Genomic DNA, 11,707 nt, shown 5'->3' with positions numbered 1-11,707 from the left:
ACACGTGCCGGGAGCGAGGCTTGCGCGGGAACGCGGCGCATCGCGGACCCTGCACGCTCATCGAGAAAGAAGACGCGCCTCGCTACCCATGGTGCATGCCGATCTGCACGGACGTGCGGGTCGCTCGACGGCAATCAACGACCTGCAGTTTCCGAGTGATGCTGAAGACAAGGCATGGTCACGACGGGACGCCGTGACCATGCCCCGCCCGCTCAGAACGGATACGCCGGCGTCTGCCCCTGCACCGACAGCCACTGCCCCGTCGACAGCTGGTTGGCCTTGCCGGCCCCCAAGGCATAGAACCGTTGCGGTGCCATCGGCAGCGTCAGCGCCGCCACCGAAGCCAGCGCGGGCTGCGTGAGCGGAACGCCGTACATGGCGAAGACGTTGCGCAGGTCCTGGCCGATGATCTTCGAGCTCAGCACGTACAGCAGTTCGTGGTTCGAAATGTCGTTGCTGGCGTAGCCGCTCATGCCGTAGTTGCCCGCCGTGTTGGTGCTCCACTTCCTGGCGACCAGGCGCCCGCCCTTCGACAGCAACGTGAGGAACTCGATCGTGCTGGCGGCCGTGGGCTGGGCTTCGCCGTGGCGGGCCTGGGTGTAGAGAAACGCCAGCTGGAAGTACATGGCGAGCATGGGGCTTTGCTCCGGGCCGCCCCACAGGCGGGCCTGCATGTCCGCGCGCTGCGGCTCACCGCTGAGCGCGAGCGCCCGGTTGTCCTGGATCATCTTGTACAGGGCCGCGTGGGCGGTGCGGGTGCCGCTGTCGTCCTCGCCGAGGACGGCGTAGCGGCGCAGCATGTGCGCGCTCGACAGCGTGTTGTTGTCGCACTCGGTGCTGCAGCCTTTGTCGTCGATCACGATGTGCATCCAGGGCTGCACGGTGTTGTGGCCCAGCTCGTGCGGCCAGCCCCAACCGATGTCCATGGCCCAGTTGTCGGAATCGATCGGGTGGCCCGAGCAACCACTGCCGCACCTCGGCAGCCAGCTCACGAAGTGCTGCACGCCCGGCGCGTTGTGCACGGCGTCGTCGCAGGCCCACGCGAAGCTGGTGCACAGGGTCGACACGGTGCTGGGCATCTTCATGTCGTTGTAGCCGTTGGACATGTGGTTGGTGTCCATGAGGATGCCTTCGATGCGCCGCGTGACGAGGTCTTGCGGCGTTCTCAGCGTGCCCGCCGGCATGCCCGACTTGAAGCTCTTGAGCGCCACGGCGATGGTCTGCTGCAGCTCGCCGCCGCGGAACTTGAAGGTGGACCAGCCGTAGTCCTGGCGCTGCAGCGCGGCCATGGCGGCGTCCAGCTCGGCCTGCGCGGGCGTGCCCTGGCTGAAGTCGAAGTGGGCGTACCTGACCGTGCCCTTGACGCGCAGCTTGACCTTCTGCCCGGCCGTGGCGCCGCTGTAGCTCAGGAACAGCGGGCCTCCGAACGGCGTGACGAAGTCGTTGGCGGCATCGCGCTGCAGCGGCACGGTCCATGACGGCGCCTGGCGCGGGCGGAGGTAGTTGCCGGCGTCCGTCAGTGGGTTGCCGTAGGTGCGGATGTGGCTGGTCTGCACGCCCAGGTTCACACCGACCGGTGCCTCGGCGATCTCGAGTGCCACGGCCTTCGCCGGAATGGCGCCCCGGCCGATCGCCGTCTTGCCGCTGCCTTGCGGGAGCGTGAGCTCGATGGTTTCGTAGTCGCTGCTCGTGGCGAGCTTCTGCGCGCCGGCGGGCATGTAGTCGCCCTGGCCACCCGGTTGCGTCGTGGTCGCGGTGCGGCCGAAGGCCTGCCACGAATCGGACGCATAGGCGCGCAGGAAGTTGGCTGCATCGCTGGTGCGGTTGATCTTGCCGTAGGCGATGTCACGACGCCATTCATCGGCCCACAGCACCAGCAGGCGCTGCAGTTCGGTGTTCTCCGTCTTGAAGAGCGGCCGGCCTGCCAGCTCGGTGCTCGACAGGTCACGGCGCGCCGCATCGATCCCGACGATGGGTTGGTTGTCGACGGCGAAGTCCTGCGTGTACTTGTCCTTCGCGAGCCACTCGAGCGTGTGCACCAGGCTTCCGAGCTGGTCGCCGCGCGCCAGGGCGTCGACGGCGGTGCGGCCTGCGCTCACTGAGTAGCCCGACGCTGACGCAAAGAAGTTGCCCGGGTCGGGGGCGAGGTCCATGCCCAGGCTGGACAACAGCCGCGTGCCGCCCGGGGCGGTCCACCAGCTGCTGTGCATGTAGATCACGGCCTTGCCGGCCTTCACGTAGCTTCGCACCAGCTCGCCCAGCGCGGGGTTGTCGGCCACGCTGGCGCCGAAGACGAGCAGGTCGGCATCCCGCCAGCAGGTGTTGGTGGGCGAGGCGATGTCGCACGCGATCTCTTGTGTCTTCTTCTGCAGGCGGGTCGCGAAGTTCTTGATGGCGCCCGCGTTGTAGCCCGCCTGGCTGAACTTGAGCGTCGCCGGCAGCGTGCCTTCGGCCTGCCCTGTCATCACCCATGTGAAGGCGCGCGTGAACAGCGGCAGGTGCTGCTGCTCCTTCGTCGTGCCGGCCATCCAGCCCAGCACGTCGGCACCGTAGGCCAGCGCGCGGCCGTCGCCCAGTTCGGCGATGGCCGCGATGCCTGAACCGTCGTCGGCGACGATGAATGGAATCGCCTGCGTGAGGCTGGCCGGGGTCAGCGCGGCGCTGTTCTTTCCGATGTCGAGCGCGAGGTTCGGCACCTGGCCCTTCGTGTTGTAGATGTCGGCCAATACCTGCTGCGGGCGCGCACGCAGTTCGATGGCCTTGCGCGTCGCGCGCTCCAGCAGCGTGGCGCGGTCCTCGGGCCGCAGGCCGCCCGGGTCTCCGCTGTCGAGTGCGGCGTCGATGGGGCTCGCCGGCGGGGTGGTCGTGCCATCGTCCGGCGCACCGGTGGACGTGCCCGGCGTGCCGGGCATGCCCATCCCGGCAAGGCCGCCGCCGGAGTCCCCGCCGCCGCCACCACAGGCGGACAGGACGAGGCAGGCGATCAGGGTCACGAGCTTGCGCGCGTGCGTCATGGTTCTTCTCCTTTGTAGTTCTGACTTCTTGGGCATGAGGCCGGAGGCGCGAGCGTGGTCGCGCCTCCCTGTCGCGATGAGACGCGACGCGACGCGCTGCGGTGGCGTGTGTGTACTGCCGGCGGCGGGCGACGGATTGTCGCCAGCACAGGCTGGTTTTCGACAGGTCTTTCAGCGACTGTCGGCTGGAAGAAACAGACGGATGTGTGTGCGCTCGATCGTCAGGCGCATGAAGCGCATCGCGTGCAACGCGACAGGCTTCGTCGCTGTAAGCACATCGCCTTACGAGGCGGCGGAGGGGCTCGCAATCACCAACAGAACTTGCGCCGCTTTCTTGCTCGTGCAGATCAGCCGGTGCGGCACGGAGGCGTTGAAATGCACGCAGTCTCCGGCGACCAGGTCTTCGGTCTTGTCGTCGAGTTCGAGGCTGACCTCGCCGCTCAGAACATAGATGAGCTCTTCGCCCTCGTGGTCGCTCTTCAGGTGCTTCGCGCCTTTGTCACGACCGGGCTGCAGCACGAACGCGACCACGCGCTGACCGGGTGCCGTGCCCGCGACCAGCCGCGGGGCGCCTTCGTCTTCTTGCTTCGCCTTGGCGTCGGCGGCGCGCGTGATCGTGACCGAGCTGCTCGTCGATGCCTGGCCGAACAACTCGTCCACCGGCAGCTTCAACGCCTTGGCGAGTTTCAGTGCAACACCCACCGATGGGTTCGCCAACCCACGCTCCACCTTGGAGACATAACTGCGCGTGAGCTCCGCTGCTTGCGCAAGCTCTTCCAGCGTCATTCCCGCCTGGGTGCGCAGGAGTTTCAACTTGATCGTCATGGTTTTTTGCGGGACACATGAGTCCTATCGTACATTTGAGTCCTGAGCCGCGACACCGATGTGTCGCCGCACCGGTGGGTTCTTTTGGAGTATGTCATGTCGAATTTCCCGTCTTTTCGCTGGAAAAATCCATTTCTCACTGCCGCGGCCCTGCTCGGCGCGGTGCTGTGCGCGGCCACGGTCGTGGCCCTTCCCCGGCCTGCTTTGGCGCAGGCGGCTTACCCGGCCAAACCCATCAAGCTGATCGTGCCGTTCGGTGCCGGCGGCATCACCGACGTCGTGGCGCGGCTGGTGGGACAGAAGCTGGGCGAAGAGCTCAAGCAGTCGGTGATCATCGACAACCGCGCCGGCGCGGGCGGCAACATCGCGGCGCAGGCACTCGCCCAGGCCGCGCCCGACGGCTACACGCTGCTGCTGGGCACGGTCGGCACGCAGGTCGTCAACAAGATGATCTACAGCAAGCTCGCCTATGACGCGAGCGCCTTCGCGCCCGTCTCGCTGGTGAGCAACTCGCCGTATGTGCTGGTCGTGAACGACGCGCTGCGCGTCGACGATGTGAAGGGCCTGGTGGCCTATGCCAAGGCCAACCCCGGCAAGCTCAACGCCGGCTCCGCGGGCAATGCGAGTTCGCCGCATCTGGGGCTGGAGCTTTTCAAGATCGCCACCCACACCGAGATCGTCCATGTGCCGTTCAAGAGCGGTGCCGAAGCCATCAACGCCGCGTTGGGCGGGCAGGTGCAGATCGTGATCGACGCCATTCCCGTCATCCGAAGCCAGGTCCAGGCCGGGCGCCTGAAGGCCCTGGTCATCGCCGACGACGCGCGCAGTGGCGCCATGCCGAAGGTGCCGACCAGCGCCGAAGCCGGTGTGCCCACTTTCCTGATCGGGTCGTGGAACGCCTTGCTCGCGCCACCGGGCACGCCCAAGCAACAGACCACGCTGTTGTCCGAAGCCCTGGCGCGCGCCCTGGCCCGCCCGGAGCTGCAGGCCAAGCTGGCGGAGATCGGTGTCGAGCCGCTGCCCACGGGTGAAGCGGCCTACCTGAAGCATGTGCGCAGCGAGACCGACAAGTGGACGCGCATCACCAAGGCCGCCGGCACCAAGGTGGACTGACCGCCATGCGCATCATCGACACACAGCGCTCCGGCAACTGCTGGAAGGTCCGGCTCCTGGCGAGCTTCGTGGGCATCGATCTGCAGCGAACCACGCTGTCGATCGACCGCGGCGACCTGCAGTCCGCAAGTTTCCTCGCCCACGCGCCGATGAAGCGGGTGCCCGTGCTCGAACTGGACGACGGCCGCATGCTGAGCGAGTCGGGCGCCATCCTTTTCTATCTGGCGCAGGGCACGCCGTGGTGGCCCCAGGCGCTCCACGAGCAAGCGCAGACGCTCGCATGGATGCACTTCGAGCAAGAGCAGCACATGCGACCGCTGGCCCAGCTGCGGCTGCACCTGGCCCTGCGCAAAGACCTCGCGCCTGCCGACGCCCAAGCGCGCGCGTGGCTGCAGGAAGGCCACGACGCGCTGGCGATTCTCGAGGCGCGCCTGGCAACAGGTCGGCAGTGGGTCTCCACGGAAACGGCGCCGAGCATTTCGGACATCGCCTTGTATCCGTACACCCGCAAGGCGCCGATGGGCGGCGTCGATCTTGCGCGCTACCCGCAGGTGCGGCGGTGGATCGATCGCATCGAAGGCCTGCCGGGCTACGCGCCACTGTTCCCTGGGCAACCGGGCCTCACCCTTTCCACGCTCGAAACCTCGGGCTGACTTTTTCTCAACGCTGATACGGGAGCGATTGCTATGTCAGAAGACACTTTTTCCCTCAACAAGGAAGCCTTGATCGACAAGGCGAATGCCGAGATGGAAACGACCCTGTTGCCATCGGAGTACACGCTGCGCCAGAAGCTGGCGCTGACGTGCCGCATCCTCTTCGAGAACGGCCACGACTCCGGCCTGGCGGGCCAGATCACCACGCGCACCGAGGTCCACGGCACCTACCTGACGCAACGCCTGGGCCTGGGCTTCGACGAGATTTCGGAAGACAACCTGCTGGTCGTCGACGAAGACCTGAACGTCAAGTCCGGTTCAGGCATGGCCAACCCCGCCAACCGCTTCCACTCGTGGGTCTACCGTGCGCGGCCGGACGTCAACTGCATCATCCACACGCATGCACTGCACGCGGCGGCCCTGAGCATGCTCGAAGTGCCGCTGGAGGTTTCGCACATGGACAACTGCGTGCTGTACGACGACGTGGCCTTCGTTCCGAAGTGGCCCGGCGTGCCGGTCGGCAACGAGGAGGGCGAGCTCATCTCCACGGCATTGGGCAGCAAGCGCACCTTGATGCTCTCGCACCACGGCCTGCTGGTGGCGGCTGAAAGCGTCGAGGCCGCCTGCGTGCTGGCGATCGCGTTCGAACGCGCGGCCAGGATGCAGCTGCTGGCAGCCGCTGCAGGGGCCATCCAGCCCATCGATCCGGCCCTGGGCCGTGAAGCACACGACTGGATCCTGCGTCCCAAGCGCAACGAGGCGGCCTTCGCGTACTACGCGCGCCGCACCTTGCGCACCGGTCGCCACGCGGACTGCATCCGTTCGCGCTGAACGGCGTGCATTCGATCCCCTCACCGAAAGATTCCGAAGCCATCATGAGCACCTCCTTCAAAGGCATCATTTCCTACCCCGTCACGCCGTTCGACAAGGCCTCGGGCCGTGTCGACCTTGCGGCCGTGCGCGGCCTCATCGACCGTCTCGTCGAACGCGGTTCGCACGGCATCGCCCCGCTGGGCAGCACCGGCGAAAGCGCCTACCTGGACGACGCCGAGTGGGATGCTGTCGCCGAAGCCTCCATCCAGCAGGTCAACAAGCGCCTGCCGGTCATCGTGGGCATCTCCGACCTGACGACGCGCAACGCGGTGCGCAAGGCGAAGTTCGCGGAAGCAGCGGGCGCCGATGCCGTGATGGTGCTTCCGGTGTCGTACTGGAAGCTCTCGGACGACGAGATCTTTCGCCACTACGCCACGATTTCAGAGGCCGTGGGCGTGCCGATCATGGTCTACAACAACCCGGCCACCAGCGGCGTCGACATGAAACCCGAGCTGATCGTCCGCATCGTCAAGGACATCGCGAACGCCACGATGGTCAAGGAGAGTTCGGGCGACATCCAGCGTATGCACACGCTGATGCAGCTGTCCGATGGCCGCATTCCGTTCTTCAACGGCAGCAACCCGCTGGCGCTCGAAGCCTTTGCGGCCGGCGCCATCGGCTGGTGCACCGCCGCGCCCAACCTGATCCCCGAGTGGCCCCTGGCGCTTTACGACATCTGCGCCGCAGGCGACCTGGACCGCGCGCGCCGTGTGTTCTACGCCCAGCTGCCGATCCTGCGCTTCATCCTGCAGGGCGGCCTGCCCACGACGATCAAGGCCGGCCTGGGCCTGCGCGGCTTCGAAGCGGGCGTGCCGCGCGCGCCGCTGCTCGGACTCGACAGCCAGGGCACCCAGGCGCTGCAGGCCCTGCTGAAGACCATCGACGCGAAGCCGCTGGCTGCGCTGTAGCCCGCGCGGCCATGCAAGGTCTCCCGACGGCTTATTCCGGGTCGTCGGGGTGCTGCGGACCGGCCAGCAGCCCGAGCACCAACCCGCCGAGGGCGATGGCCAGGGCCAGAATCAGCGATGCCTCTGCGAGTAGTCTCATGGTGTCCTGCAATGAATCTCCCCCCTCACCGTGTGTCCTGTCATTGAACCCACGTTCGCTGACCGGCGGCTGAGTACGGAAGCAGAAGGGTTTTATGCGGGGCTTCAGCCTGTCTTCAGCCAAGGCGCGGATACTGGCGGGGACGGTCTTCTGGCGTTGGTAGAGGTCGCTTCGGCACCCGCCCTTCGGGGTGGTTCCTCGAGGCCGGAGGTCGTCACAGTTTCATGCCCGCGCGCTTTCGCCGAGCCATACCGGCTCGTTCGAGGTGTCCGGGAAATCCGCGGTGTCGATCAGCGGCGCTTCATCGACTTCAGACGCCGCCGGCGCCATGTGCCGCAGCTCGTAGCCGCGCCCATACACCGAGACCAGCACGAACTCGCCGCCCTTGTGCAGCGAGAGCTTGCGCCGGATGCTGGCCACGCAGCAGTCCAGCGTGCGGCTCGTGCGTTCGATGCGCGCATCCACCCACAGCGAGGCCAGCAGCCAGTCGCGCTCCAGCAGCCGGCCCGCGTTGCGGAACAGCAGCAGCGCCAGTTCGAACTCGCGCGGCTTCAATCGCACCTCGGTGCCGTGGCACACCACCACGCGGCGCTCGCCGAGGAACTGGTAATCGCCGAAGCACGCGGCCGTGGCCTGCGGCTGCAGCAGCGTGCGGTTGCGCCGCAGCGATTCGCGCACGCGCAGTTCCAGCTCGAACTCGTCGACGGGCAGCACCGCGAAGTCGATGCTCGCGCCCTGCGTCTCGCCGCCCGCGGCCGACAGCACATCGACCAGCAGGTTGCGCTGCGAGGCGCGCGCCACCAGAAAAATGGGAATGCGCAGCGCGCGGCACATCGCCGTGAGGATCGGCCAGGCGCCTTCGTCCTTCAGCACGACCAGCAGCAGGCCGAACTGCAGGCCCTGGGTGACGGCCAGCAGGAACTGCGTGCTGTCGCCGAAGGACACGGGCTCGCAGCCCATCAGGCGCAGGCGGTTGCCCCAGCCGGCCTGCTGCGCCTCGTCGCAGCCCACCATCGCGATGCGGCGCGCGCCCTGCTGCGCGGCCATCACGCGCAGGCTCCTCGGGGTGCGACCTTCTGGTGACGGGATGTTGGCGTGGAAGGAAGGGTCTTCATGTCGGTGGCATCCATGCGAAGGTGGTGAAGGGCGTCCCGGGGCGATGACATGGGCTCAGGGGCGGGCGGCGCCGGTGCTGCGCGGCAGCTTCCAGCCGATGCCCGCGTTGAAGCCCCACTCCCGGCCCGTGCTGGACACGCCCATGCCCCAGGCCGTGTCGCCGTCGCCCGACGTGCGCTTGAAGCCCAGCGCCGCGGCCGTGTAGCCCTGGTAGGTGCCGAAGGCCAGGCCGAGGGACTGTTCGCCGGGCCGGTACGACGGCACGTAGGCGGCCGACATGGCGATGGCCATGGCCGCGCCCGAGTACGCGATGCGCGCCGTTTCGCCGACCGCCGTGCGCACCGGGTGCAGCTGCCCCAGGTTGATGGCGTCGTCCGAGCGCACGGCAGGCGCCAGTTCGAAGGCATGGGCGCCGGTGCACGCGAGCCACAGCAGCACCAGCGGGATCGCGGTGCGTGCGGGGGCGAAGCGTGCGGATGCGTTCACGAGACGGCTCAGCCGGCGGCCAGCCGGGTGCCGGCGCCGGTTTGCGTCTTGCGCACGCCATCGGGGCCGTAGAAGGGTTGGGCGCGGGCCTGCAGGAAGTGCAGCGCCTGCTGCGTGAAGTCCAGGTGCGCGTACACCAGTGTGCCGTTGTGCAGGTTGCGGTTGCGCGCGTCTTCGGCGAGCGCGAGCAGTTCGCGCCAGGCCTGGTGCGTGGGTTCACCGCCTGCTGCAGCGGCGGCATCCGCGCCCGCACGACCGGGCCCGAAGCCCAGCGCCGCCTGCAGCGATTCACGCTGCCGGTCGAGTTCGGCCATGCGGTCCAGCAGCGCGGTCTTGCGGCCGGCGATGCCGTTCAGTGCGTCGAAGACGCTGTCCGACATGGCCTGCGCCTCTTCGTCCAGCACCACGAGAAACTCCCCGATGCAGCCCGCTTCCGCGCGCAGGTGCGCCAGCAAGGTGCTCATGCCTCGCCCTTCGGTGCGAGCAGCTCGCGCACGCTCGCCAGCAGGCCGTCGGCGATGCGCTCGGGGCGGATCTCGTAGCGGCCGGCGCGGATGTCCTCGCGGATCGCGGCCACGCGCGCGGCGTCGAAGTCGCTGCCCCCCACGGCGGCGGGCATCGCATGGACGAGCGCGGAGACGGGGGCCGCTTCCTTGGGGCGCTGCACGGCCTCGGCGGACGTCGACGGAGCCGGCGAGCCCGGTGCGGGCGTGCGGTGCAGGGGCGTGGCCGAAGGGGCGGTGGGATCGATTTTCAAGGTGATTCCTCAGGGGCTGACCCGTATATCGGCAGCCGGTGCAAGAACTTTAGGAAGGGCGTGCATGAAGTGAAGCCTGCGCGGACGCGGCGGCCGCTACTGCACCAGCCGGACCTGTCCTTCCTCGTCGGCCACGCCGCGGATCACCCGGCCGTCCAGCGTCCTGGCCTGCACCACCGCACCCACCGCGGCGCCGCTCAGGGCCTTGGCTTCGGTGCTGACGACAAAGCCCGGCCCCTGCGCCACCACCTTCACGGCCTGGCCCTGCTGGATCACGGCGACGCCGCGCAGCAGCTCCTTGCGGATCGGGGCGCCGGGCGCGACGCGGTTGGCGCTCACCACGCCGACCAGTTCGGCCGTGCTGGTGACCACCGAGCGCGGCAGCCGCGTGAGGTCGCCGGTGCGCTCGACCACGTCGCCAGCGCCCAGCGCCCGGCCCGCGTCGATGGCGCGCGCCGCCACCAGGTAGCGGCCCTCGACCGCGACACGCGCCTGCACGAAGCGCGTCCACGGCCGTTCGGCATGGCAACGCACGCCCACCGAGAGGCGGCCCCACGGCGTGACGCCCGGTGGCAGGAACACCTCGGGCGCTTCGCACGCGGGCAGGGCCTCGGTGCCGCGTCCTTCGAGGCTGACCGTCACCTTGCCCGGCAGGCCGGCACTCTGCACCTGGAGGTAGGTCTCGACCGCCTTCGCGGCCACATCGCCTGCGATCGCGCCGGTCGACACCGCGCACGACAGCCCCATCGCGCAGGCAGTGCGCAGCAGGTGTTGGCGAAGCGGCGAGAGGGTCATCGAAAGCGAAAGAAGAGGGCCAGAAAAATGAGGTCGCCGGTGCAGGAAAGCCGCAACCGGCGCCCCTGGATTCTTATGAATTCACCCCGCCGGCGAAGGTGCGAGCAGCAGGCGAAACCCCCCTTTGTTCGGGCGATTGCCAACGCGCCGCATGCATAGACTTGCTTTCCATCGGTCGCTGCGCCCCGTGCACTGGCGACGCCTCAACAGATGGAACAAAGATGATCGACAAGCTGGATGCGGCGTTTCGCTTCCACCGCGAAGCGCTCCATCTCCGGGCCCAGCGCCAGGAGGTGCTCGCGGCCAACATCGCCCATGCCGACACGCCGAACTACAAGGCGCGCGACTTCGACTTCGGCGCGCGCCTGAGCGAGGCCGTCGAGCGCGGCCGCGCCGCCTCGTCGGTGTCGATGGCCACCACCTCGTCGCGCCACCTCGCGGGCCAGGCGCAGGCCACGGCCGGCGACGACCTGCTGTACCGCGTGCCGCACCAGTCCAGCCTCGACGGCAACACGGTCGAGATGGACGTCGAGCGCGTGGCCTTCGCCGACAACGCGCTGCGCTACGAGTCGAACCTGACCCTCATCAACGCCAAGATCAAGTCGCTCCTGTCGGCGGTACAGCCATGAACATCTTCGACGTGGCGGGCTCCGCCATGACCGCGCAATCGCAGCGCATGAACGTGACCGCGAGCAACCTCGCCAATGCCGAGAGCGTGGCCGGCCCCGACGGCCAGCCCTACCGCGCCAAGCAGGTGGTGTTCGAGGTGGCGGCATCGGGGCGGCGCGACATCGGCGGCGTCAAGGTGGCCGGTGTCATCGAAGACCCGTCGCCCGCCAAGCTGGTGTTCGACCCGAAGAGCCCGCACGCCAACGCCGAGGGCTACGTGGCGATGCCCAATGTCAACGTGGTCGAAGAGATGACCAACATGATCTCGGCCTCGCGCAGCTACCAGGCCAACGTCGAGGTGCTCAACACCGCCAAGACGCTGATGGTCAAGACGCTGACCATCGGCCAGTAACCCACGC

13 protein-coding genes are annotated in these 11,707 nt (G+C 68.0%); 6 read left to right on the top strand and 7 right to left on the bottom strand.

The annotated features are described in order from the left end of the window. Positions 1-212: 212 nt before the first annotated feature. Both AC07Q9_RS04340 and AC07Q9_RS04335 read right to left on the bottom strand, forming a co-directional pair. Positions 213-3,014: an ImpA family metalloprotease gene (locus AC07Q9_RS04340; protein ID WP_495307607.1), complete on the bottom strand. Its 2,802-nt coding sequence runs from the start codon at positions 3,012-3,014 to the stop codon at positions 213-215. A gap of 282 nt (positions 3,015-3,296) precedes the next feature. Further along, positions 3,297-3,839, bottom strand: coding sequence for a helix-turn-helix domain-containing protein (locus AC07Q9_RS04335; RefSeq protein ID WP_495307605.1), 543 nt, complete (start codon positions 3,837-3,839; stop codon positions 3,297-3,299). A gap of 96 nt (positions 3,840-3,935) precedes the next feature. Here AC07Q9_RS04335 and AC07Q9_RS04330 point away from each other — a divergent pair, with 96 nt between their 5' ends. The 4 genes from AC07Q9_RS04330 to AC07Q9_RS04315 are packed head-to-tail and all read left to right on the top strand — an operon-like array spanning position 3,936 to position 7,386. Then, positions 3,936-4,952: a Bug family tripartite tricarboxylate transporter substrate binding protein gene (locus AC07Q9_RS04330; protein WP_489059630.1), complete on the top strand. Its 1,017-nt coding sequence runs from the start codon at positions 3,936-3,938 to the stop codon at positions 4,950-4,952. Positions 4,953-4,957: 5 nt separating this feature from the next. Continuing rightward, positions 4,958-5,605: a glutathione S-transferase family protein gene (locus AC07Q9_RS04325; protein ID WP_495307602.1), complete on the top strand. Its 648-nt coding sequence runs from the start codon at positions 4,958-4,960 to the stop codon at positions 5,603-5,605. 33 nt (positions 5,606-5,638) lie between these two features. Further along, a complete protein-coding gene (locus AC07Q9_RS04320) occupies positions 5,639-6,436 on the top strand; it encodes an aldolase (RefSeq protein ID WP_095745943.1) in 798 nt (265 codons plus the stop codon). A gap of 44 nt (positions 6,437-6,480) precedes the next feature. Further along, on the top strand, positions 6,481-7,386 hold the full coding sequence (locus AC07Q9_RS04315; protein WP_495307600.1) for a dihydrodipicolinate synthase family protein: 906 nt from the start codon (positions 6,481-6,483) through the stop codon (positions 7,384-7,386). Positions 7,387-7,747: 361 nt separating this feature from the next. Here the strand turns inward: AC07Q9_RS04315 and AC07Q9_RS04310 are convergent, their stop codons facing one another. The 5 genes from AC07Q9_RS04310 to flgA all read right to left on the bottom strand — a co-directional run bounded on the left by AC07Q9_RS04310 (position 7,748) and on the right by flgA (position 10,679). Continuing rightward, positions 7,748-8,572: a response regulator transcription factor gene (locus AC07Q9_RS04310; RefSeq protein ID WP_495307598.1), complete on the bottom strand. Its 825-nt coding sequence runs from the start codon at positions 8,570-8,572 to the stop codon at positions 7,748-7,750. Positions 8,573-8,695: 123 nt separating this feature from the next. Beyond that, positions 8,696-9,127: a YadA-like family protein gene (locus AC07Q9_RS04305; protein ID WP_495307597.1), complete on the bottom strand. Its 432-nt coding sequence runs from the start codon at positions 9,125-9,127 to the stop codon at positions 8,696-8,698. An 8-nt stretch (positions 9,128-9,135) separates the two neighbouring features. Beyond that, on the bottom strand, positions 9,136-9,591 hold the full coding sequence (locus AC07Q9_RS04300) for a flagella synthesis protein FlgN (RefSeq protein ID WP_495307595.1): 456 nt from the start codon (positions 9,589-9,591) through the stop codon (positions 9,136-9,138). Further along, positions 9,588-9,884 (bottom strand): flagellar biosynthesis anti-sigma factor FlgM, encoded by a 297-nt coding sequence (gene flgM, locus AC07Q9_RS04295; RefSeq protein WP_495307593.1) that lies wholly within the window; start codon positions 9,882-9,884, stop codon positions 9,588-9,590. Before flgM ends, AC07Q9_RS04300 begins: the two co-directional genes overlap by 4 nt. Positions 9,885-9,980: 96 nt before the next feature. Then, positions 9,981-10,679 carry a flagellar basal body P-ring formation chaperone FlgA gene (gene flgA, locus AC07Q9_RS04290; RefSeq protein ID WP_495307592.1) on the bottom strand — a complete coding sequence of 233 codons (699 nt, stop codon included), beginning with the start codon at positions 10,677-10,679 and terminating at the stop codon, positions 9,981-9,983. Between the two features lie 221 nt (positions 10,680-10,900). Between flgA and flgB the strand changes: the two genes are divergently transcribed. Next, the gene (gene flgB / locus AC07Q9_RS04285) at positions 10,901-11,308 is read left to right on the top strand and encodes a flagellar basal body rod protein FlgB (protein WP_062469229.1); all 408 of its coding nucleotides are present in this window, start codon (positions 10,901-10,903) and stop codon (positions 11,306-11,308) included. Next, positions 11,305-11,700, top strand: coding sequence for a flagellar basal body rod protein FlgC (flgC, locus tag AC07Q9_RS04280; protein WP_062469232.1), 396 nt, complete (start codon positions 11,305-11,307; stop codon positions 11,698-11,700). Before flgB ends, flgC begins: the two co-directional genes overlap by 4 nt. Positions 11,701-11,707 lie beyond the last annotated feature (7 nt).

The organism is Variovorax sp. GW821-FHT09A10 (assembly GCF_059418385.1).
The sequence above is the reverse complement of the archived record's forward strand: the minus strand, read 5'-3'. Positions and strand labels throughout refer to the sequence as shown.